The organism is Burkholderia sp. Bp9090 (assembly GCF_003857985.1).
GTDB lineage: Bacteria > Pseudomonadota > Gammaproteobacteria > Burkholderiales > Burkholderiaceae > Burkholderia.
On sequence record NZ_QTPV01000010.1, the window covers coordinates 46,362 to 67,554 of the forward strand.

Annotated in this window: 21 protein-coding genes; 17 read left to right on the forward strand and 4 right to left on the reverse strand. The window is 66.6% G+C overall.

Features of this window, described 5'->3' with window-relative positions; all coding sequences use genetic code 11:
• Nucleotides 1-33 precede the first annotated feature (33 nt).
• From uppS to DIE16_RS12230, 12 genes are all read left to right on the forward strand, one after another.
• A complete protein-coding gene (uppS, locus tag DIE16_RS12175; protein ID WP_044843774.1) occupies nt 34-816 on the forward strand; it encodes a polyprenyl diphosphate synthase in 783 nt (260 codons plus the stop codon).
• Nucleotides 810-1,631 (forward strand): phosphatidate cytidylyltransferase, encoded by an 822-nt coding sequence (locus DIE16_RS12180; RefSeq protein ID WP_124666408.1) that lies wholly within the window; start codon nt 810-812, stop codon nt 1,629-1,631. The genes uppS and DIE16_RS12180 overlap by 7 nt, the downstream gene beginning before the upstream one ends.
• Nucleotides 1,632-1,646: 15 nt before the next feature.
• On the forward strand, nt 1,647-2,843 hold the full coding sequence (locus DIE16_RS12185) for a 1-deoxy-D-xylulose-5-phosphate reductoisomerase (RefSeq protein WP_044843772.1): 1,197 nt from the start codon (nt 1,647-1,649) through the stop codon (nt 2,841-2,843).
• A gap of 11 nt (nt 2,844-2,854) precedes the next feature.
• A complete protein-coding gene (gene rseP, locus DIE16_RS12190; RefSeq protein ID WP_124486188.1) occupies nt 2,855-4,243 on the forward strand; it encodes an RIP metalloprotease RseP in 1,389 nt (462 codons plus the stop codon).
• A gap of 64 nt (nt 4,244-4,307) precedes the next feature.
• Nucleotides 4,308-6,614, forward strand: a complete 2,307-nt coding sequence (gene bamA / locus DIE16_RS12195; RefSeq protein WP_044843770.1) for an outer membrane protein assembly factor BamA — start codon at nt 4,308-4,310, stop codon at nt 6,612-6,614.
• Nucleotides 6,615-6,678: 64 nt separating this feature from the next.
• A complete protein-coding gene (locus tag DIE16_RS12200; protein WP_185641305.1) occupies nt 6,679-7,176 on the forward strand; it encodes an OmpH family outer membrane protein in 498 nt (165 codons plus the stop codon).
• Nucleotides 7,177-7,192: 16 nt separating this feature from the next.
• Nucleotides 7,193-8,272, forward strand: a complete 1,080-nt coding sequence (gene lpxD, locus DIE16_RS12205; RefSeq protein ID WP_124892338.1) for a UDP-3-O-(3-hydroxymyristoyl)glucosamine N-acyltransferase — start codon at nt 7,193-7,195, stop codon at nt 8,270-8,272.
• 130 nt (nt 8,273-8,402) lie between these two features.
• Nucleotides 8,403-8,870: a 3-hydroxyacyl-ACP dehydratase FabZ gene (gene fabZ, locus DIE16_RS12210; RefSeq protein ID WP_006402657.1), complete on the forward strand. Its 468-nt coding sequence runs from the start codon at nt 8,403-8,405 to the stop codon at nt 8,868-8,870.
• Nucleotides 8,871-8,937: 67 nt separating this feature from the next.
• Nucleotides 8,938-9,726, forward strand: coding sequence for an acyl-ACP--UDP-N-acetylglucosamine O-acyltransferase (gene lpxA / locus DIE16_RS12215; RefSeq protein WP_044843768.1), 789 nt, complete (start codon nt 8,938-8,940; stop codon nt 9,724-9,726).
• 3 nt (nt 9,727-9,729) lie between these two features.
• Nucleotides 9,730-10,899, forward strand: a complete 1,170-nt coding sequence (gene lpxB, locus DIE16_RS12220) for a lipid-A-disaccharide synthase (RefSeq protein ID WP_124486191.1) — start codon at nt 9,730-9,732, stop codon at nt 10,897-10,899.
• The gene (gene rnhB / locus DIE16_RS12225; protein WP_044843766.1) at nt 10,896-11,540 is read left to right on the forward strand and encodes a ribonuclease HII; all 645 of its coding nucleotides are present in this window, start codon (nt 10,896-10,898) and stop codon (nt 11,538-11,540) included. Before lpxB ends, rnhB begins: the two co-directional genes overlap by 4 nt.
• Nucleotides 11,537-12,319 (forward strand): RNA methyltransferase, encoded by a 783-nt coding sequence (locus tag DIE16_RS12230; protein WP_124520010.1) that lies wholly within the window; start codon nt 11,537-11,539, stop codon nt 12,317-12,319. Before rnhB ends, DIE16_RS12230 begins: the two co-directional genes overlap by 4 nt.
• Nucleotides 12,320-12,437: 118 nt before the next feature.
• Here DIE16_RS12230 and DIE16_RS12235 read toward each other — a convergent pair whose 3' ends face one another.
• The gene (locus DIE16_RS12235) at nt 12,438-13,253 is read right to left on the reverse strand and encodes a pyruvate, water dikinase regulatory protein (RefSeq protein WP_044843764.1); all 816 of its coding nucleotides are present in this window, start codon (nt 13,251-13,253) and stop codon (nt 12,438-12,440) included.
• Nucleotides 13,254-13,627: 374 nt separating this feature from the next.
• On the opposite strand from DIE16_RS12235, the gene ppsA reads away from it, so the two are divergent.
• The 3 genes from ppsA (at nt 13,628) to DIE16_RS12250 (ending at nt 17,641) form a co-directional block, all read left to right on the forward strand.
• Nucleotides 13,628-16,027 (forward strand): phosphoenolpyruvate synthase, encoded by a 2,400-nt coding sequence (ppsA, locus tag DIE16_RS12240; RefSeq protein ID WP_124486193.1) that lies wholly within the window; start codon nt 13,628-13,630, stop codon nt 16,025-16,027.
• A gap of 210 nt (nt 16,028-16,237) precedes the next feature.
• The gene (locus DIE16_RS12245) at nt 16,238-16,672 is read left to right on the forward strand and encodes an NfeD family protein (RefSeq protein ID WP_044843762.1); all 435 of its coding nucleotides are present in this window, start codon (nt 16,238-16,240) and stop codon (nt 16,670-16,672) included.
• 33 nt (nt 16,673-16,705) lie between these two features.
• Nucleotides 16,706-17,641, forward strand: coding sequence for an SPFH domain-containing protein (locus DIE16_RS12250; RefSeq protein ID WP_044843761.1), 936 nt, complete (start codon nt 16,706-16,708; stop codon nt 17,639-17,641).
• A 329-nt stretch (nt 17,642-17,970) separates the two neighbouring features.
• Here DIE16_RS12250 and smpB read toward each other — a convergent pair whose 3' ends face one another.
• Nucleotides 17,971-18,417 (reverse strand): SsrA-binding protein SmpB, encoded by a 447-nt coding sequence (gene smpB / locus DIE16_RS12255; protein WP_050012888.1) that lies wholly within the window; start codon nt 18,415-18,417, stop codon nt 17,971-17,973.
• A gap of 98 nt (nt 18,418-18,515) precedes the next feature.
• Between smpB and DIE16_RS12260 the strand changes: the two genes are divergently transcribed.
• Entirely contained in the window at nt 18,516-18,953 is a 438-nt protein-coding gene (locus tag DIE16_RS12260) for a type II toxin-antitoxin system RatA family toxin (RefSeq protein WP_044843759.1), read from the forward strand.
• 4 nt (nt 18,954-18,957) lie between these two features.
• Nucleotides 18,958-19,281, forward strand: coding sequence for an RnfH family protein (locus DIE16_RS12265; RefSeq protein ID WP_124520012.1), 324 nt, complete (start codon nt 18,958-18,960; stop codon nt 19,279-19,281).
• A gap of 63 nt (nt 19,282-19,344) precedes the next feature.
• Here DIE16_RS12265 and DIE16_RS12270 read toward each other — a convergent pair whose 3' ends face one another.
• Nucleotides 19,345-20,328, reverse strand: coding sequence for a DMT family transporter (locus DIE16_RS12270; RefSeq protein ID WP_124892339.1), 984 nt, complete (start codon nt 20,326-20,328; stop codon nt 19,345-19,347).
• A gap of 181 nt (nt 20,329-20,509) precedes the next feature.
• Nucleotides 20,510-21,193, reverse strand: a complete 684-nt coding sequence (locus tag DIE16_RS12275) for a glutamine cyclotransferase (protein WP_124570231.1) — start codon at nt 21,191-21,193, stop codon at nt 20,510-20,512.

The window sequence follows — 21,193 nt, forward strand, 5'->3', positions numbered from 1 at the left end:
CGCCGCCTTCTTCCCGCAACTGTCTCAACGGCCATGACCTATACCAGCTCTACCGTTCGCGTGCCTGACGTCGGCGCCGTGCCGCGTCATATCGCGATCATCATGGACGGCAACGGCCGTTGGGCGACCGAACGCCGCTTGCCGCGCGTCGCGGGGCACACCCGCGGCGTCGACGCCGTGCGGTCGGTGGTCGAAGGCTGCGCGCGCGCCGGCGTCGAATACCTGACGCTGTTCGCGTTCAGTTCGGAGAACTGGCGCCGGCCGAACGACGAAGTGTCGTTCCTGATGCGGCTGTTCATCACCGCGCTCGAGCGCGAGATCGGCAAGCTGCATGCGAACGGGATCCGCCTGCGCGTCGTGGGCGATCTCGAGCGTTTCGAGCCGCGCATCCGCGAACTGATCCGCCGCGCCGAAACCAAGACGGCGCGCAACACCCGCCTGACCCTGACGATCGCCGCGAACTACGGCGGCCGCTGGGACATCCTGCAGGCGACGAAGAAACTCGTCGAGCAGGCCGTGCGCGAGGGCCGCGAGGTCGAGGTGACCGAAGACGCGTTCGCGCCGCACCTGGCGATGGCCTATGCGCCGGAGCCCGATCTCTTCATCCGCACCGGCGGCGAGCAGCGCGTCAGCAATTTCCTGCTGTGGCAGCTCGCGTACGCCGAATTCTATTTCACCGACAAATACTGGCCGGATTTCGACGGCGCGGCGCTGGCCGACGCGATCGCGTCGTATACCGAGCGCGAGCGCCGTTTCGGGCGCACCAGCGCGCAGCTCGAACCGCAATCGCAGAACGCCGATTCCCTTTCATGCTGAAGACCCGTGTGATCACGGCGGTCGTGATGCTGGCCGTGTTGCTGCCGGTGACGCTGTTCGCGCCGCTCGCGGCCTTCGGCGCGCTGATCGGCGTCGTGCTCGTGTTCGCCGCGTGGGAATGGGCGCGCCTGCTGAAGCTCGGCGCGGTCGGTTCGGTCGTTTATGCGATCGTCGCCGCGCTGGCGCTCGCGGCGACCGCGCCGCTCGGCGTCGAGGCCGCTTCGTCCCGTCCCCTTTTCATGGCGGCCGGCGTGTTCTGGCTGCTGGTCGGCCCGTTCTCGCTGCGGCGCAAGCCGGAACTCGCGGGCGGCGTGTGGCGGCCGTTCCTGCTCGCGGCCGGGCTCGTGGTGTTCGCGGCCTGCTGGCACGCGGTCGTCGCGGCGCGTGCGCAGGGCGTTCCGTTCGTGCTCTCGCTGCTGCTGGTCGTGTGGCTGGCCGATATTGGTGCATATTTCGCGGGCAAGGCCTTCGGAAAGCGTAAACTGGCCGTTACGATCAGTCCCGGGAAGAGCTGGGAAGGCGCGATCGGCGGCTGGCTCGCCGTGATGGTCGTCGCGGGAGCCGCGATGGCCGCGCACTGGTTCGAGCCGACCCTGTTTTCCGCATTCGCGACGCGCTACGGGATGCCCGGCGCGTGGGCCGCGCTGACGCTGCTGGTTGCGTACAGCGTGATCGGCGACCTGTTCGAGTCGCTGCTCAAGCGTCAGGCGGGCGTGAAGGATTCGAGCGGTCTGCTGCCCGGTCACGGCGGCGTGCTCGACCGCGTCGACGCGCTGCTGCCGGTGCTGCCGCTCGCAATGCTGCTGCTTGGTTAAACCACTATTTCTGTTATGCAAAAACGTCTGACACTGCTCGGTTCCACGGGCTCGATCGGAGACAGCACGCTCGACGTGGTCGCCCGCCATCCCGAGCGTTTCTCGGTCTATGCGTTGACCGCGCACCGCAATGGCGACAAGCTCGTCGAGCAGTGCCTGCGCTTCGCACCCGAAGTCGCGGTGGTCGGCGATGCGAACACGGCAGCGCACGTCGAGGCGAAGCTGCGCGCGGCGGGCAACAAGACCACGGTGCTGTACGGGCCGCAGGCGCTCGTCGACGTGTCGAACAGCGACGGCTGCGACACGGTCGTCGCGGCGATCGTCGGCGCGGCCGGCCTCGCGCCGAGCCTGGCGGCTGCGCGCGCCGGCAAGCGCATCCTGCTCGCGAACAAGGAATCGCTCGTGATGTCGGGCGCGATCTTCATGGACGCCGTGCGCGACCATGGCGCGATCCTGCTGCCGGTCGACAGCGAACACAACGCGATCTTCCAGTGCATGCCGCGCGACGCGAACGAGCACGGCGGGATCTCGAAGATCATCCTGACCGCGTCGGGCGGCCCGTTCCGCACGCGCGAGCCGGCCACGCTCGTCGACGTGACGCCGGACGAGGCCTGCAAGCATCCGAACTGGGTGATGGGCCGCAAGATTTCCGTCGATTCCGCGACGATGATGAACAAGGGCCTCGAAGTGATCGAGGCGCACTGGATCTTCGGCCTGCCGGGCGACCGGATCGACGTGCTGATCCACCCGCAGAGCGTGATCCATTCGCTCGTGTCGTACCGCGACGGCTCGGTGCTCGCGCAGCTCGGCAACCCCGACATGCGTACGCCGATCGCGCACGCGCTGGCGTTCCCGGAGCGCGTCGACGCCGGTGTCGAGCAGCTCGACCTCGCGCAGATCGCCCAGCTGTCGTTCGAGAAGCCCGACTACACGCGCTTCCCGTGCCTCGCGCTCGCGCTGAAGGCGCTCGAGGAGGGCGGCATCGCGAGCGCCGCGTTGAACGCGGCGAACGAAATCGCGGTCGAAGCGTTTCTCGAGCGCCGGATCGGCTTCATGGCGATCGCGGCGACGGTCGACGCGGTGCTCAACGCACTGCCGAACCGCAACCCGAACGGGCTCGACGACGTCCTTGCGGCGGATGCCGAGGCACGCCGCCTCGCTGCCGAGATCATTGCGAAAGCGCCTGCGCCACGCGTGGAGCGCACTGTCTGAATGAGGTGCTCATGAACGTGCTGGTCGAACTGATCGCGTTTGCGGTGGCGATCGGGGTGCTGGTCGTCGTGCATGAGTACGGACATTATCGCGTCGCGCGCTGGTGCGGCGTGAAGGTGCTGCGTTTCTCGATCGGCTTCGGCCAGCCCGTCGCGCGCTGGGTCAGCCGCAAGACGGGCACCGAATGGACGCTCTCCGCGCTGCCGCTCGGCGGCTACGTGAAGATGCTCGACGAGCGCGAGCCGGGGGCGGGCGTCAAACCCGAGGAGCTCGGCCAGGCGTTCAACCGGCAATCGGTGTTCAAGCGCATCGCGATCGTCGCCGCCGGCCCGATCGCGAACTTCCTGTTGGCAATCGTCCTGTTTTCCGCCGTATTCGCAACCGGCGTGACCGAGCCGGCCGCGGTGCTCGCGCCGCCGGCCGCCGGCACGGCGGCCGCCCGCGCGGGCTTCGACGGCAGCGAGACGATCGTATCGATCCGCGACGTGCGCGTAGGCGACGCGCAGGGCGGCGACGCCGTGCCGGTGCGCTCGTGGTCGGACCTGCGCTGGAAGCTGCTGGCGGCCGCGTTCGATCATCGCGAGGTCGTGCTCGGCGCGCGCGACGGCGGCGCGGCGACGTTCGACTTCCGCGTCGACCTGCGCAATGTTCCCGAAAGCGCGCTCGACGACGATTTCATGCTGCACCTGGGCTTCGAGACCGGCGGCGGCGCGCTGTCGGTGGCGTCGGTGCAGCCCGGCAGCGCGGCCGAGCAGGCGGGCCTGAAGGCCGGCGACAAGCTGCTCGCGCTCGACGGCAAGCCCATCGGCGGCGCCACGCGCTTCATCGACGCGGTGAAGCACCATGCGGGCCAGGCGGTCGAACTGCAGATCGAGCGCGGCGGTGCCTCCCGGACGGTGTCGATCGTGCCGCAGGCGCAGCGCGACGACGAAACGGGGCAGCAGGTCGGCCGCATCGGCGCGGCGCTGTCGATGCACACGCCGTCGGTCGACGTCCGCTACGGGCCGATCGAGAGTCTGCGCCTCGGCGCGCACCGCACGTGGGACATCGCCGTTTACTCGCTGAGGATGTTCGGGCGGATGATCACGGGCGATGCTTCGCTGAAGAACCTGTCCGGCCCGGTGACGATTGCGGACTACGCGGGCAAGAGCGCGCGGCTCGGTCCGTCGGCCTTCCTGTCGTTCCTCGCCCTTGTCAGCATTAGCCTCGGGGTGCTGAACTTGCTGCCGATTCCCGTTTTGGACGGGGGGCATCTGTTATATTATCTGGTTGAAGCCGCGACCGGGAAAGCCGTATCGGAGCGCTGGCAGCTGATTCTGCAAAGAGCCGGGTTGATCTGCATCGTCGCGTTGTCGGCGATCGCGCTGTTCAACGACCTGGCTCGGTTAATCCATTTCTGAAGCGTCAGGCGGCGGCCAGTCGGCCGCCGCCTGATTTGATGCAGCTAAATATTGGGGATGCACGTTGTTCAAACCTCATCGCTTTGTACCTAAGACAGTTGCAGCGGCCGCGCTCGCCGCGCACGGCCTCGCGGCGCATGCAGCGGCACCGTTCGTGGTGCAAGACATCAAGATCGAGGGGTTGCAGCGCGTCGAAGCCGGTTCGGTGTTCGCCTACCTGCCGATCAAGCAGGGCGATACCTTCACCGACGACAAGGCATCCGAAGCAATCCGCGCGCTGTACGCGACGGGCTTCTTCAACGACGTGCGCATCGCCACCCAGGGCAACGTCGTGATCGTGCAGGTGCAGGAGCGTCCGGCCATCGCGTCGATCGACTTCACCGGCACGAAGGAATTCGACAAGGACAACCTGACGAAGGCGCTGCGCGCGGTGGGTCTGGCCGATGGCCGCTACTACGACAAGGCGCTCGTCGACAAGGCGGAGCAGGAGCTCAAGCGTCAGTACCTGACGCGCGGCTTCTATGCGGCCGAGGTCAAGACGACGATCACGCCGGTCGACGCGAACCGCGTGTCGATCCTGTTCGCGGTCGCCGAAGGCCCGAGCGCGAAGATCCGCCAGATCAACTTCATCGGCAACAAGGCGTTCAGCACCAGCACGCTGCGCGACGAAATGCAGCTGTCGACGCCGAACTGGTTCTCCTGGTACACGAAGAACGACCTGTACTCGAAGGAAAAGCTCACGGGCGACCTCGAGGCCGTGCGCTCGTACTACCTGAACCGCGGCTACCTCGAGTTCAACATCGAATCGACGCAGGTGTCGATCTCGCCCGACAAGAAGGACATGTACCTGACGGTCACGCTGCACGAAGGCGAGCCGTACACGGTGTCGGGCATCAAGCTGTCGGGCAACCTGCTCGATCGCGAAGCCGAACTGAACAAGCTGATCAAGATCAAGCCGGGCGATCGCTTCTCGGCCGAAAAGCTGCAGCAAACGACGAAGTCGATCGTCGACAAGCTCGGTGAATACGGCTACGCATTCGCGACCGTCAACGCGCAGCCGGACATCGACCAGGCGAACCACAAGGTGAACCTGAACCTCGTCGTCGATCCGAGCCGCCGCGTGTACGTGCGCCGCATCAACGTGGTCGGCAACACGCGCACGCGCGACGAAGTCGTGCGCCGCGAAATGCGCCAGCTCGAAAGCTCGTGGTTCGATTCGAACCGCCTCGCGCTGTCGAAGGACCGCGTGAACCGTCTCGGCTATTTCACCAACGTCGACGTGACGACGGTGCCGGTCGAAGGCACGAACGACCAGGTCGACGTGAACGTGAAGGTCGACGAAAAGCCGACCGGCGCGATTACGCTGGGCGCGGGCTTCTCGTCGACGGACAAGGTGGTGCTGTCGGCCGGCGTGTCGCAGGACAACGTGTTCGGCTCGGGCACGAGCCTGTCGGTGAACGTCAACACCGCGAAGAGCTACCGCACGCTGACCGTCACGCAGGTCGACCCGTACTTCACGGTCGACGGCATCAAGCGGATCACCGACGTCTACTACCGCACGTACCAGCCGCTTTACTACTCGACGAGCTCGAGCTTCCGGATCATCAGCGCGGGCGGCAACCTGAAGTTCGGCATTCCGTTCTCGGAAGTCGACACCGTCTACTTCGGCGCGGGCTTCGAGCAGAACCGTCTCGACGTCGACTCGAACACGCCGCAGAGCTACCAGGATTACGTGAACGAGTTCGGCCGCGTGTCGAACACGGTGCCGCTGACGGTGGCATGGTCGCGCGACGCGCGTGACAGCGCGCTGATCCCGAGCCGCGGCTACTTCACGCAGGCGAACGTCGAATACGGCGTGCCGGTCGGCAAGATCCAGTACTACAAGGCCGACCTGCAGGCGCAGTACTACTATTCGTTCTCGCGCGGCTTCATCCTGGGCCTGAACCTGCAAGGCGGCTACGGTAACGGCATCGGCAACCCGTACCCGATCTTCAAGAACTACTACGCGGGCGGTATCGGCTCCGTGCGTGGCTACGAGCCGAGCTCGCTGGGCCCGCGCGACACGAAGACGAACGACCCGATCGGCGGTTCGAAGATGGTGGTCGGCAACATCGAGCTGACGTTCCCGCTGCCGGGCACCGGCTACGACCGCACGCTGCGCGTGTTCACGTTCCTCGACGGCGGTAACGTGTGGGGCAACGCGCCGGGCGGCACGAGTACCGGCGCGAACGGCCTGCGTTACGGCTACGGTGTGGGTCTCGCGTGGATCTCGCCGATCGGCCCGCTGAAGCTGAGCCTCGGCTTCCCGCTGCAGAAGCACGAAGGCGACCAGTACCAGAAATTCCAGTTCCAGATCGGGACGGCGTTCTGATCGAACGCATGACAACAGTAACGAGAGGGTAATTTTGCTAACCGGTAAGTTTTCGAAACGAGTGATGTGTGCGCTGACCGTTGCGCTGGCCTTGGGCACGGCGACGGCGCATGCTCAGGACGTCGCCCGCATCGCGGCGGTCAATTCGGATCGGATCCTGCGCGAGTCGGCGCCCGCCAAGGCGGCGCAGACGAAGCTCGAAGCCGAGTTCGCGAAGCGCGACAAGGATCTGCAGGACCTCGCGGCGCGCCTGAAGTCGATGTCCGATTCGCTGGACAAGAACGGTGCGTCGCTGTCGGCGGCCGATCGCGCGCAGAAGCAGCGCGATCTCGCGCAGCTCGACACCGACTTCCAGCGCAAGCAGCGCGAGTTTCGCGAAGACCTGAACCAGCGCCGCAACGAGGAGCTCGCGGCCGTGCTGGAGCGTGCGAACAAGGTCATCAAGCAGATCGCCGAGCAGCAGAATTACGACCTGATCGTGCAGGAAGCCGTGTACGTCAGCCCGCGCATCGACATCACCGACAAGGTGCTCAAGGCGCTCGCGTCCGGCTCGACGAACTGAACGGAGCAGACGACGAATGGCATTGACGCTTGAGGCACTCGTAACGCGGTTCGGCGGCGAGATCGCCGGCGACGCCCAGTGCAAGGTGGGCGGCCTCGCGCCGCTCGACCAGGCAGGCCCTCAGCAACTCGCGTTTCTCGCGAACCCGAAGTACCTGTCGCAGGTCGAGACGACCCGCGCCGGCGCGGTGCTGATCGCGCCGAAGGATCTCGAAAAGCTGGGCGCGGCCGCGAGCGGCCGCAACTTCATCGTGACGCCGAATCCGTACGCGTACTTCGCGCGCGTCGCGCAGATGTTCATCGATCTCGCCACGCCGCCGCGCGCGGCCGGCGTGCATCCGAGCGCGACGATCGATCCGGCCGCGCAGGTCGCCGCGACCGCGGTGATCGGCCCGCACGTGACGGTCGAGGCCGGCGCGGTGATCGAAGACGACGTGCAACTCGACGCGAACGTGTTCGTCGGCCGCGGCACGACGATCGGCGCCGGCTCGCACCTGTATCCGAACGCGTCGGTGTACCACGGCTGCCAGATCGGCCCGCGCGCGATCATCCACGCGGGTGCCGTGATCGGTTCCGACGGCTTCGGCTTCGCGCCGGATTTCGTCGGCGACGGCGACGCGCGCACCGGCAGCTGGGTCAAGATCCCGCAGGTCGGCGGCGTGTCGATCGGCCCGGACGTCGAGATCGGCGCGAACACGACGATCGACCGCGGCGCGATGGCGGACACCGTCATCGAAGAATGCGTGAAGATCGACAACCAGGTGCAGATCGCCCACAACTGCCGGATCGGCGCCTACACGGTGATCGCCGGCAAGGCGGGCATCGCGGGCAGCACGACGATCGGCCGCCACTGCATGATCGGCGGCGCGGCGGGGATCGCCGGCCACGTGACGCTCGGCGACTATGTCATCGTCACGGCGAATTCGGGCGTGTCGAAGTCGCTGCCGAAGGCCGGCATCTACACGAGTGCGTTCCCGGCCGTCGACCACGGCGAATGGAACCGGAGCGCCGCGCTCGTGCGTAACCTCGACAAGCTGCGCGACCGCATCAAGGCGCTCGAAACCGCGCTGGCCGCCCAGGGCGGCACGCACGCCTGACCGACACCATGCGAGACCACGAACCGGGCACGGCCAGCGCATCCGGCCCGGTTTGCCAGACTGGGCCGCACGGCGGCCCGCTTCAGCCTTTGCATCACCACCGCGCAGCCTCTGCGTGAGACGAACCATCATGAGCACTGAAAAAATCAATCTCGACATCCACAAGATCCTCACGCTGCTGCCGCATCGCTATCCGATTCTGCTCGTCGATCGCGTGCTCGAACTCGAGCCGCACAAGGGGATCAAAGCGCTGAAGAACGTGTCGATCAACGAGCCGTTCTTCCAGGGGCACTTCCCGAAGCGGCCGGTGATGCCGGGAGTGCTGATCCTCGAGGCGCTCGCTCAGGCGGCCGCGCTGCTGACGTTCTCGGAAGAGCAGCCGAAGGATCCGGAAAACACGCTGTACTACTTCGTCGGGATCGACGGCGCGCGCTTCAAGCGCGTGGTCGAACCGGGCGACCAGCTGATTCTGAACGTGACGTTCGAACGTTACATCCGCGGCATCTGGAAGTTCAAGGCAGTGGCGGAAGTGGACGGCAAGGTGGCGGCGGAAGCCGAACTGATGTGCACGGTCAAGACGGCCGACGCGGCGCCCTGAGCGACGCGGCACGCATGGGTAACGTAACGCGGGCAACGCGACACATCACATCGAGAGGCAACGGCGCATGACCAGGATTCATCCTACCGCGATCGTCGAACCGGGCGCACAGATCGACGAGTCCGTCGAGATCGGGCCGTACGCGATCGTCGGGCCGCACGTCACGATCGGCGCGCGCACGACGATCGGCTCGCACAGCGTGATCGAAGGTCACACGACGCTCGGCGAGGACAACCGCATCGGCCATTACGCGTCGGTGGGCGGCCGTCCGCAGGACATGAAGTACAAGGACGAGCCGACGAAGCTCGTGATCGGCAACCGCAACACGATCCGCGAATTCACGACGATCCACACCGGCACCGTGCAGGACGTCGGCGTGACGACGCTCGGCGACGACAACTGGATCATGGCCTATGTGCACATCGGCCATGACTGCCGCGTCGGCAACAACGTGATCCTGTCGAGCAACGCGCAGATGGCCGGTCACGTCGAGATCGGCGACTTTGCGATCGTCGGCGGGATGTCCGGTGTGCACCAGTTCGTGCGCATCGGCGCGCACTCGATGCTGGGCGGCGCCTCGGCGCTCGTGCAGGACGTGCCGCCGTTCGTGATCGCGGCCGGCAACAAGGCCGAGCCGCACGGCATCAACGTCGAAGGCCTGCGCCGGCGCGGTTTCTCGCCCGACGCGATCTCGGCGCTGCGCAGCGCGTACCGCCTGCTGTACAAGAACGGCCTGTCGCTCGAGGAAGCGAAGGTGCAGTTGCGCGAGCTGGCGGCCGCGGGCGGCGAAGGCGACGCAGCGGTCACCGCGCTCGTCGAGTTCATCGACGCGTCCCAACGCGGCATCATCCGCTAAGCGATGTCGCTCCCGACCAATCAGCTCCGGCTCGCGATGGTGGCCGGCGAGCCGTCGGGCGACCTGCTCGCGGCGTCGCTGCTCGGCGGGCTTCAGGCGCGGCTGCCCGCATCGACCCGCTACTACGGGATCGGCGGGCAGCGGATGCTCGCGCACGGCTTCGACTCGCACTGGCAGATGGACAAGCTGACGGTGCGCGGCTACGTCGAGGCGCTGGGCCAGATTCCCGAGATCCTGCGGATTCGCGGCGAGCTGAAGCGCCAGCTGCTCGCGGAGCGGCCCGACGCCTTCATCGGCGTCGACGCGCCCGATTTCAACTTCAGCGTGGAGCAGGCCGCGCGCGACGCGGGCATCCCGTCGATCCACTTCGTGTGCCCGTCGATCTGGGCGTGGCGCGGCGGCCGGATCAAGAAGATCGCGAAGTCCGTCGACCACATGCTGTGCCTGTTCCCGTTCGAACCGGCGATCCTCGACAAGGCAGGCGTCGCGTCGACGTATGTCGGCCACCCGCTGGCCGACGAGATTCCGCTCGAGCCCGACACGCACGGCGCGCGCATCGCGCTCGGCCTGCCGGCCGAGGGCCCCGTGATCGCGGTGCTGCCGGGCAGCCGGCGCTCGGAGATCGGGCTGATCGGCCCGACGTTCTTCGCCGCGATGGCGCTGATGCAGCAGCGCGAGCCCGGCGTGCGGTTCGTGATGCCGGCGGCGACGCCCGCGCTGCGCGAACTGCTGCAGCCGCTCGTCGACGCCCATCCGCAACTCGCGCTGACGATCACCGACGGCCGCTCGCAGGTCGCGATGACGGCCGCCGACGCGATCCTCGTGAAGAGCGGCACCGTCACGCTGGAAGCCGCGCTGCTGAAAAAGCCGATGGTGATCTCGTACAAGGTGCCCTGGCTGACCGGACAGATCATGCGCCGGCAGGGCTATCTGCCGTACGTCGGCTTGCCGAACATCCTGGCGGGGCGCTTCGTCGTGCCCGAGCTGCTGCAGCATTTCGCGACGCCCGAGGCGCTCGCCGATGCGACGCTCACGCAGCTGCGCGACGACGCGAACCGCCGCACGCTGACCGAAGTGTTTACCGAAATGCATCTCTCGCTGCGGCAGAACACGGCCGCGAAGGCGGCCGAAGCGGTCGTGCGCGTACTCGAGCAACGCAAGGGGCGCGCATGACGGCAGCTCGTGCACCACGCCGCCGCGCGTCGACCGACGTGCAGGGCGGCTTCGACTTCAGCCGGCCCGACGAGATCGTCTGCGGCGTCGACGAAGCGGGCCGCGGCCCGCTCGCGGGGCCGGTGGTCGCCGCCGCGGTGATCCTCGATCCCGCGCAGCCGATCGACGGGCTCGACGATTCGAAGGCGCTGTCCGCGAAAAAGCGCGACGCGCTGTACGACCTGATCGTCGCGCGCTCGCGTGCGTATTGCGTCGCGTCGGCCAGCGTCGACGAGATCGACACGCTCAACATCCTGCACGCGACGATGCTCGCGATGAAGCGGGCCGTCGAAGGCCTGTCGGTGCTGCCGACGCTCGCGCAGATCGACGGCAACCGCTGCCCGACGCTGATGGTGCGTGCCGAGGCGATCGTCAGCGGCGACGCGCTCGTGCCGAGCATCTCGGCCGCGTCGATCCTCGCGAAGGTCGCGCGTGACCGCATGCTCGTCGAGCTGCACGAACGCTTCCCGGTGTACGGGTTCAACGTGCATGCGGGCTACGGCACCGAGAAACATCTCGCCGCGCTGCGCGAGCACGGCCCGTGCGAAGCGCATCGGCGCTCGTTCGCACCCGTGCGCGCGGCACTCGACCTGATTCGATGAAAAGCATTACTTCCCGCGACAACCCGCTGTACAAGCGCCTGAAGGCGCTTGCGGGTTCGACGTCCCAGCAGCGCCGCGGCGGCCAGGCGCTGCTCGAAGGTTTTCACCTCGCCAGCGCGTATCTCGATACGGGCGCGATACCCGAGCTGTGCGTCGCCACCGAAGGCGCGCTCGCGCACGACGAAGCGCAGGCGATCATCGCGCGCGTCGACGTGCAGCGGGTCGTCACGCTGCCCGATGCGCTGTTCGGACAACTGTCGAACGTGGTGAGCGGCGTCGGTTTCCTGCTGCTCGTCGATCGTCCCGCGCAGCCGCTGCCGGAGCGTGTCACGCACACGTCGGTCGTGCTCGACGGCGTGCAGGACGCCGGCAACGTCGGCTCGATCCTGCGCAGCGCGGCCGCGGCCGGTGTGCGGCACGTGTTCTGCGCGCCGGGCACCGCCTATGCGTGGTCGTCGAAGGTGCTGCGCTCGGGAATGGGCGCGCACTTCCTGCTGTCGATCCACGAGGATGTCGAGGCCGGCGCGCTCGCCGAACGCCTCGACGTGCCGGTCGCGCTGACCGATTCGCACGGCGCGCAGGCGATCTACGACTGCGACCTGGCCGGTCCCGTCGCATGGGTGTTCGGCAACGAGGGCGCCGGCGTGTCGGCGTTCTGGCGCGACGTGGCCACGCATCGCGTGACGATCCCGCAGCCGGGCGGCATGGAGTCGCTGAATGTGGCGGCTGCGGCGGCGGTGTGCCTGTTCGAGCAGGTGCGGCAGCAGCGGCACGCATGACGTCACGACGTGACGCACGGCGTTGCCCGCGCGTCGTATCCCGCACATGAAAAAAGGCCGCGTTCGCGGCCTTTCTGCTTCTGGCGGCGGCCTGACGGCCGCGCCGGCGGGCAAATCGTCAGTACGACTGCCGGTCGAGGCGGATTTCCTGCAGGATCGTCGTCGCGATCTCCTCGATCGACTTGTGCGTCGACGACAGCCACTTGATCCCTTCGCGGCGCATCATCGCCTCGGCCTCGTTGATCTCGTAGCGGCAATTCTCGGGCGCCGCGTACTTGCTGCCGGGGCGGCGCTCGTTGCGGATCTCCGACAGGCGCTGCGGATCGATCGACAGCCCGAACAGCTTGTCGCGATGCGGCGACAGCGCCGACGGCAGCTTGCCGCGCTCGAAGTCTTCCGGAATCAGCGGATAGTTGGCGGCCTTCACGCCGTACTGCATCGCGAGATACAGGCTCGTCGGCGTCTTGCCGCTGCGCGACACGCCGACCAGGATCACGTCGGCTTCCGACAGGTTGCGGTTCGACTGGCCGTCGTCGTGCGCGAGCGAGAAGTTGATCGCCTCGATCCGCGTCTTGTATTCCTCGGTGTCGGCGTTCTGGTGGCCGCGGCCCATCGCGTGGCTCGACTTCAGCTCCAGTTCCTGCTCGAGCGGCTCGACGAAGCGCTGGAACATGTCCAGCACGAGCGCGTTCGAGCGCTTGACGATGTCGTTCGACTCGCTGTCGACGAGCGTCGTGAACACGATCGCGCGGCGGCCGTCGTGCACCGCGGCTTCGTTGATCTTCTCGACGGTCGAAAAGGCCTTGTCGAGCGAGTCGACGAACGGCACGCGCACGAGCCGGAATTTCTGGTCGAACTGGGAGAGGATCGAGTGCGCGAAGGTTTCGGCAGTGATCCCGGTGCCGTCGGAGACGATGAAAACGGTAGGCAGCATGAATCTGGGCGTCGAGCGTGAAGGGCGGTTGCGCGGGCGGCTGGAGGTCCGCCTCCAGGCACAGTGACAAGGTCGCGCCACATCCGGCAGCCGGCACGGTAGAATAGCGGCAACCTGTTGGATAAGCAATTGCGGGGGCGGGGTGCGAACGGCACGCCAGACTTGCCGCGAACGTTCCAGAACTCCCGGCAAGTTCGGCGATTCGTCTGAATATATCGCCCTTCTGCCGGGATTTTTGCAAATCGGGTCGGAAGATTTCCCGCCTGCGATTGTTTCTCCAACAGGTTGCGCAAGACGCGCCGCGCCTTTTTGCAAGCGCCCGCGTCCGAGCCCACTTGCGCAATCGAGCATTTTTTTCACACTTAGGGGCTTGTATGACTAACGCAGCAAACGTCGCAAAGGACCAGGCGTATGTAATCCCGTTCGAGCAGTTGCGGATGACCGATGTGGAGATCGTGGGCGGCAAGAATGCGTCGCTCGGCGAGATGATCAGCCAGCTTTCCGAAGCAGGCGTTCGCGTACCCACCGGTTTCGCCACGACCGCGCTCGCATTCCGCGATTTCCTCAAGCACAACGATCTGACCGATCGCATCGCCAAGCGTCTCGAGTCGCTCGACATCGACGACGTGAAGGCGCTCGCCGAAGCCGGTGCCGAAATCCGCAAGTGGATCGTCGACGCGCCGCTGCAGGCACGTCTCGAGGAGGAAATCCGCGCACAGTTCGAAATCCTGAAGAACGGCTCGCCGGGCGAGCTGTCGTTCGCCGTGCGTTCGTCCGCGACCGCGGAAGACCTGCCCGACGCGTCGTTCGCCGGCCAGCAGGAGTCGTACCTGAACGTCGTCGGCATCGACGACGTGCTCGACCGCATGAAGCACGTGTTCGCGTCGCTGTACAACGACCGCGCGATCTCGTATCGCGTGCACAAGGGTTTCACGCACGCTGAAGTCGCGCTGTCGGCCGGTGTGCAGCGCATGGTCCGCTCGGACGTCGGCGCGGCCGGCGTGATGTTCACGATCGACACCGAATCGGGCTTCAAGGACGCCGTGTTCATCACGTCGAGCTACGGCCTGGGCGAAACCGTCGTGCAGGGCGCCGTGAACCCGGACGAGTTCTACGTGTTCAAGACGACGCTCGCACAGGACAAGTACCCGATCATCCGCCGCTCGATCGGCTCGAAGCTGATCAAGATGGAATTCACGCAGCCGGGCGAGCCGGGCCGCGTGAAGACGGTCGACGTGCCGCACGAGCAGCGCAACCGCTACTCGATCACCGACGAAGACGTGATCGAACTCGCGAAGTACGCGGTCATCATCGAGAAGCACTACCAGCGTCCGATGGACATCGAGTGGGGCAAGGACGGCCGCGACGGCAAGATCTTCATCCTGCAGGCGCGTCCGGAAACGGTGAAGAGCCAGGCGAGCGGCAAGGCCGAGCAGCGCTTCAAGCTGAAGGGCCAGTCGCAGGTGCTGGCAACGGGCCGCGCGATCGGCCAGAAGATCGGCGCGGGCCCCGTGCGCGTGATCCAGGACCCGTCGGAAATGGAACGCGTGCAGCCGGGCGACGTGCTGGTGGCGGACATGACCGACCCGAACTGGGAGCCGGTGATGAAGCGTGCGGCGGCGATCGTCACGAACCGTGGCGGCCGCACCTGCCACGCGGCGATCATCGCGCGTGAGCTCGGCGTGCCGGCAGTCGTCGGCTGCGGCGACGCGACCGACGTGCTGAAGGACGGCGCGCTCGTCACGGTGTCGTGCGCGGAAGGCGACGAAGGCAAGATCTACGACGGGCTGCTCGAGACGGAAGTCACGGAAGTGCAGCGCGGCGAACTGCCGGAAATCCCGGTCAAGATCATGATGAACGTCGGCAACCCGCAGCTCGCGTTCGACTTCTCGCAACTGCCGAACGGTGGTGTTGGCCTCGCGCGTCTCGAGTTCATCATCAACAACAACATCGGCGTGCACCCGAAGGCGATCCTCGAGTACCCGAACATCGACCAGGACCTGAAGAAGGCGGTCGAGAGCGTCGCGCGCGGTCACGCGTCGCCGCGCCAGTTCTACGTCGACAAGCTGACGGAAGGCGTCGCGACGATCGCCGCGGCGTTCTATCCGAAGCCCGTGATCGTGCGTCTGTCCGACTTCAAGTCGAACGAGTACAAGAAGCTGATCGGCGGTTCGCGCTACGAGCCGGACGAGGAAAACCCGATGCTGGGCTTCCGCGGCGCGTCGCGTTACATCGCCGAAGACTTCGCGCAGGCGTTCGAGATGGAATGCCGTGCACTGAAGCGCGTGCGCGACGAGATGGGCCTGACCAACGTCGAGATCATGGTGCCGTTCGTGCGTACCGTGAAGCAGGCGGAGCGTGTCGTCGGCCTGCTCGAGAAGTTCGGCCTGAAGCGCGGCGAGAACGGCCTGCGCCTCGTGATGATGTGCGAAGTCCCGACTAACGCGATCCTCGCCGAAGAGTTCCTCGAGCACTTCGACGGTTTCTCGATCGGTTCGAACGACCTCACGCAGCTCACGCTCGGCCTCGACCGTGACTCGGGCATGGAACTGCTGGCCGTCGACTTCGACGAACGCGACCCGGCCGTCAAGTTCCTGCTCAAGCGCGCGATCGATACCTGCCGCAAGATGGGCAAGTACGTCGGTATCTGCGGCCAGGGCCCGTCCGATCACCCGGACTTCGCGCAATGGCTGACCGACGAAGGCATCGTGTCGATCTCGCTGAACCCGGACACGATCATCGATACGTGGCAGGCGCTCGCCAACCGGAAGTAACGGTCGGTAACGCTTATTCGGCGCAAGCGCGGTACGCCGCGCTTGCGTTGAAGGCAAAATGCAAGGTTCGTGTTATAAACACCCCGGTAAGCGCCGGGGTGTTTTTTTTCGTCGGTACGCGCCGCGTTGCGTCATGCGTGTCGACCGCGACCCACGGGCGGGCGCGCAGCGAATATAGTGAGCAGCGGGGACGTTTTTCGGGAGACCACAATGATGTCGGGACATCTGTTCTGGTGGGTCGGAGTCGGCGTGCTGGTCGTCGCCGAATTGCTGACCGGCACGTTCTATCTGCTGATGATCGCGCTCGGCTTTCTCGCGGGCGCGCTGCTGCAGCTCGCCGGTTTCGCGCCGCACGTGCAGTTCGGTGCGGCCGCCGTGGTCGCGATCGTCGCGATGATCGTGCTGCGCCGCTCGGGGCTCGGGCGCAAGCAGAAGCGCGACACGTCGACGAATCCGGACGTCAATCTCGATATCGGCGCGACCGTCACGGTCGACGCGTGGCACGACCGCCGCGCGCGTGTGCAGTATCGCGGCGCCGACTGGGACGTCGAACTCGCGGCCGGCGAGCGCGACGATGCACGCGTGTATCAGGTGCGTGCCGTGCGCGGCAACAGTCTCGTCGTCATCGCGAAACCCGCGGGCTGATCGTCCACTGATACAACAAGGAGGGAATATTTCATGGATTCGCTGATCATCTGGGTCGTCCTGCTCGTCATCGCCATCGTGATCGTGTCGAAGACGGTGAAGATCGTGCCGCAGCAGCATGCGTGGGTGCTCGAACGCTTCGGGCGCTATCACGCGACGCTGTCGCCCGGTCTCAATATCGTGCTGCCGTTCGTCGACCGCATCGCCTACCGGCACGTGCTGAAGGAAATTCCGCTCGACGTGCCGAGCCAGGTCTGCATCACGCGCGACAACACGCAGCTGCAGGTCGACGGCGTGCTGTACTTCCAGGTGACCGATCCGATGAAGGCGTCGTACGGGTCGAGCAACTTCGTGCTCGCGATCACGCAGCTCGCGCAGACGACGCTGCGCTCGGTGGTCGGCAAGCTCGAACTCGACAAGACCTTCGAGGAGCGCGACTTCATCAACCACAACATCGTGTCGGCGCTCGACCAGGCCGCCGCGAACTGGGGGGTGAAGGTGCTGCGCTACGAGATCAAGGACCTGACGCCGCCGAAGGAGATCCTCCATGCGATGCAGGCGCAGATCACCGCGGAGCGGGAAAAGCGCGCGCTGATCGCTGCTTCCGAAGGCCGCAAGCAGGAGCAGATCAACCTCGCGTCGGGCGCGCGCGAAGCGGCGATCCAGAAGTCGGAAGGCGAGCGGCAGGCCGCGATCAACCAGGCGCAGGGCGAGGCGGCCGCGATTCTCGCGGTGGCCGAGGCGAACGCGCAGGCGATCCAGAAGATCGCGAACGCGATCCAGTCGCAGGGCGGGATGGATGCCGTGAACCTGAAGGTCGCCGAGCAGTACGTCGGCGCGTTCTCGAACCTCGCGAAACAGGGCAATACGCTGATCGTGCCGGCGAACTTGTCGGATCTCGGCACCGCGATCGCGTCGGCGCTGACGATCGTCAAGAACGCGGCACCGGCGGCGAGCGGGCGGGGCTGAGCGGCACGCGCGGGTTACGCGTGCCGGCGATCGCCGCGAGCGTCGCCGGGTGTGCGCCGCTCGTGCGCCCGTCGTGTGCCCGGCATGTGCCCGTCGTGTGCCGGGCATGCGCCCGGTATGTGCCGGTCATGTGCCGGTCATGTGCCCGGCATGCGGCGAATCGTCGCGCGACCGCGGGCGCGATCGCGCCCGCATGTCAGCAGCGCAGGCTGCGCAGCGGTTCGTCCCGGAACGCGAGCGGCGGTCCGGCCATGCGCTTCGCATCGCACACAGCAACACGGCCCGCTTCGAGCGGGCCGTGTTGTTTGCGAGGCTGGCTTTCCCGAGCGTCAGGTGCCGGCGCGCATGATGCGCGCCTTTTCGCGTTCCCAGTCGCGCTTCTTCTCGGTTTCGCGCTTGTCGTGCAGCTTCTTGCCCTTCGCGAGCGCGATGTCGCATTTCACGCGACCGCCCTTGTAGTGGAAGTTCAGCGGCACGAGCGTGTAGCCACGCTGCTCGACCTTGCCGATCAGTTTCTTGATTTCGTCACGGTGCAGCAGCAGCTTGCGCGTGCGGACCGGATCGGGCTTGATGTGCGTCGAGGCTTCGGGCAGCGGGCTGATGTGGGTACCGATCAGGAAGATCTCGGCGTTCTTCACCACGACGTAGCCTTCCTTGATCTGGCCGCGCCCGGCGCGCAGCGCCTTGACTTCCCAGCCCTCGAGCACGAGCCCCGCCTCGTAGCGTTCCTCGATGTGATAATCGAAGTGCGCTTTCCTGTTGTCGATGATGCTCATGAAAGGATCGGGCCAACTCGTTTAAAATCACGATTTTAGCAAAGCAGGGCGGGAATCGCCCGGCTTGCGTTCTCACCTTGAGCGATGCCGCGCGATTTATGGCAGATGTCCAGAAAACCGTATTGATCCGTCATTCGGCGGAACAGATGTTCGACCTCGTCACCGACGTGGCCGATTACCCCAATTTCCTGCCCTGGTGCGGTGGCGTCGAGATTCGCCGTCAGGACGACAGCGGTATGGAAGCGCGCATCGACATCAACTTCAAGGGCATCAAGCAGCATTTCGCGACGCGCAACACGCAGCAGCGCCCGACGCGGATCGACATGGAGTTCGCGGACGGCCCGTTCCGGAAGTTCACGGGCTCGTGGCGCTTCATCCCGCTGCGCGCCGATGCATGCAAGATCGAATTCGCGCTGCACTACGAGTTCTCGAGCATCCTGCTCGAGAAGATCATCGGGCCGGTGTTCAGCCATATCGCGAACACGTTCGTCGATTCGTTCGTCAAGCGCGCCGACCAGCGCTACGGGAAGGGGTGACGCGATGCTGTCGATCGAAGTCTGCTACGCGCTGCCGGATCGCCAGACGCTGATTCCGGTGTCGCTGCCCGAAGGCGCGACCGTGCGCGCGGCGATCGACGCGAGCGGCGTGCTCGCGCTGCACCCGGAAATCGACCTCGCGCACACGAAAACCGGCATATTCGGCAAGCTCGCGCCGCTCGACGCGCCGCTCGCCGACCACGACCGCGTCGAGATCTACCGCCCGTTGATCGTCGATCCGAAGCTCGCGCGTCAGCGGCGCGTCGACAAGACCCGCCGCGAGGGCTCCGTCGAGGGCCGCAAGTGGATGCACAAGGACGCGCGCTGACGCGTCGCGTCGGCGTTGCTGCATCTTCTCCGTTCCGATTCGTCAGACCAGGCGCGGCGGCGCTCAGTGCGCCGTGACGTTCGCGTTCACGGCCGCGCTGCCGGGCGTGTTGCCGCCCGCATGCGTGTCGTTGTGCCGGCGCACCGACCCGTAGACGCCCGCCAGCAGCAGGGCGAGCGCCACGATCTCGAGTACGCGCGGCATCCGCTGATCGTAGACGAACGCATAGAGCATCGCGAACACGGTTTCGAACACGATCAGCTGGCCGGACAGCGTGAGCGGCAGCCGCTTCGACGCCGCGTTCCACAGTCCGTTGCCGAGCCACGACGCGCCGATCGCAAGCACGAGGTTCAGCAGCCAGAACAGGTGCCAGCGCGATGCCGGAACGGCGGCCTGCACCGTGCCGGCCGGCAGCGCGAGGATCGCGAGCCAGCAGAGGCCGCCGATCAGCCCCGTCACGACACCCCACAGCACCGACCACTCGTTGCCGCCGAAATGAGGGTGGCGCTGCAGGTAGCGCGTGTTCGCGACCGCGTACCAGGTCCAGCTCGCGAGTGCGCCGCTTGCGCACGCGATGCCCGCGAGCTTCTGGCCGAGCGTCGTCGCCTGCGCGGCTTCCGACGTGAAGAGGTCGACGTTGATGCAGACGATGCCCGCGATCACCAGCGCGAGCGGGGCGGCGAGGCGCCGCAGCGGCATCGCGCCGTGGTCGCCGACGCCCGCGAGCGTGACGGTCACGGGCAGCACGCCGACGATCAGCGAACTGGGTGCGATGCCGATCAGGTGCACGGCACCGGACAGCAGCATGTAGTACGCAACGTTGCCGATCAGCGCGAGCTTCGCGAGCGCGACGAGGTCCTCGCGGGTCAGCCGGGCGAGCAGCGAGCGGGCGGCCGGCAGGGCCGCCGCCAGCGACACGAGGCCGTACATCGCATAGCGGCCCGCGCTCAGCAGCAGCGGCGAGAAGTCGGTCATCAGCCGCGGCACGAGAAAGACCATGCCCCACAACGCGCCCGCGAGGACGCCATACACCACACCGCGCTGCATCGACTACTCCGAACGAAAGACTGACGAGCGCGCATCTTAACGACGGCGGCGCGACCGCGTCTTGTTCATTCCTGCACTCGGGAGCGGGACGTGGGAAGGATCGGCTGCAAGCGCCGCCGCGACCCGGTCCTGTTTGACCGGGGGCTGCGGTGGGTCGCGTTGCCCTTCGACGATCAACCGATCAGCGCTCGACCGGCTCGGCCGCCGCAGCACTGTCGCCCGCCGCGGCTGCACGCGCGGGGCGGCGCACGGTGCGCAGCTTGCCGCTGTTGCCGCCGCCGCAGTAGAAGAGGTCGCGGCCGTCGGACTCCAGCCCCGACACGCCGACGCCGGGCGGCATGTCGACCTGTTCGAGCACTTGCCCGGTGCGCGGGTCGATCCGCCGCAACGCGCTCTCGTCCGCTTCCCAGGTGCCGTGCCACAGCTCGCCGTCGACCCACGTCACGCCGGTGACGAAGCGGTTCGATTCGATCGTGCGCAGCACGGCGCCCGATTGCGGATCCACCTGATGAATCTTGCGTTCGCGGTACTGGCCGACCCACAGCGTGCCTTCCGCCCAGGCCAGCCCCGAATCGGCGCCGCCGCCGGGCGCGGGGATCGTCGCGAGCACGCGGCCGGAGTCGGGATCGATCTTCTCGATACGGTCCTCGACGATCTGGAACAGGTGGCGCCCGTCGAACGCGGTGCCTGCGTGCGCGGCGACGTCGAGTGCGCGCACGGTCGTGCCGCGTTCCGGGTCGAGCGCGTTCAGCTTGTCGCCGGACGCGAACCACACGTGCCGCCCGTCGAACGTGACGCCGTGTACGCCGTCGACGCCCGGAAACGGGCCGTATTCGCGGAGGATGTCTGCGGTGGAGCGTTTCAT

Coding starts and splice junctions, on each gene's coding strand:
- uppS (WP_044843774.1), top strand. CDS start 34: ATGACCTATACCAGCTCTACCGTTCGCGTGCCTGACGTCGGCGCCGTG.
- DIE16_RS12180 (WP_124666408.1), top strand. CDS start 810: ATGCTGAAGACCCGTGTGATCACGGCGGTCGTGATGCTGGCCGTGTTG.
- DIE16_RS12185 (WP_044843772.1), top strand. CDS start 1,647: ATGCAAAAACGTCTGACACTGCTCGGTTCCACGGGCTCGATCGGAGAC.
- rseP (WP_124486188.1), top strand. CDS start 2,855: ATGAACGTGCTGGTCGAACTGATCGCGTTTGCGGTGGCGATCGGGGTG.
- DIE16_RS12200 (WP_185641305.1), top strand. CDS start 6,679: ATGTGTGCGCTGACCGTTGCGCTGGCCTTGGGCACGGCGACGGCGCAT.
- lpxD (WP_124892338.1), top strand. CDS start 7,193: ATGGCATTGACGCTTGAGGCACTCGTAACGCGGTTCGGCGGCGAGATC.
- fabZ (WP_006402657.1), top strand. CDS start 8,403: ATGAGCACTGAAAAAATCAATCTCGACATCCACAAGATCCTCACGCTG.
- lpxA (WP_044843768.1), top strand. CDS start 8,938: ATGACCAGGATTCATCCTACCGCGATCGTCGAACCGGGCGCACAGATC.
- lpxB (WP_124486191.1), top strand. CDS start 9,730: ATGTCGCTCCCGACCAATCAGCTCCGGCTCGCGATGGTGGCCGGCGAG.
- rnhB (WP_044843766.1), top strand. CDS start 10,896: ATGACGGCAGCTCGTGCACCACGCCGCCGCGCGTCGACCGACGTGCAG.
- DIE16_RS12230 (WP_124520010.1), top strand. CDS start 11,537: ATGAAAAGCATTACTTCCCGCGACAACCCGCTGTACAAGCGCCTGAAG.
- DIE16_RS12235 (WP_044843764.1), bottom strand. CDS start 13,253: ATGCTGCCTACCGTTTTCATCGTCTCCGACGGCACCGGGATCACTGCC.
- ppsA (WP_124486193.1), top strand. CDS start 13,628: ATGACTAACGCAGCAAACGTCGCAAAGGACCAGGCGTATGTAATCCCG.
- DIE16_RS12245 (WP_044843762.1), top strand. CDS start 16,238: ATGATGTCGGGACATCTGTTCTGGTGGGTCGGAGTCGGCGTGCTGGTC.
- DIE16_RS12250 (WP_044843761.1), top strand. CDS start 16,706: ATGGATTCGCTGATCATCTGGGTCGTCCTGCTCGTCATCGCCATCGTG.
- smpB (WP_050012888.1), bottom strand. CDS start 18,417: ATGAGCATCATCGACAACAGGAAAGCGCACTTCGATTATCACATCGAG.
- DIE16_RS12260 (WP_044843759.1), top strand. CDS start 18,516: ATGGCAGATGTCCAGAAAACCGTATTGATCCGTCATTCGGCGGAACAG.
- DIE16_RS12265 (WP_124520012.1), top strand. CDS start 18,958: ATGCTGTCGATCGAAGTCTGCTACGCGCTGCCGGATCGCCAGACGCTG.
- DIE16_RS12270 (WP_124892339.1), bottom strand. CDS start 20,328: ATGCAGCGCGGTGTGGTGTATGGCGTCCTCGCGGGCGCGTTGTGGGGC.
- DIE16_RS12275 (WP_124570231.1), bottom strand. CDS start 21,193: ATGAAACGCTCCACCGCAGACATCCTCCGCGAATACGGCCCGTTTCCG.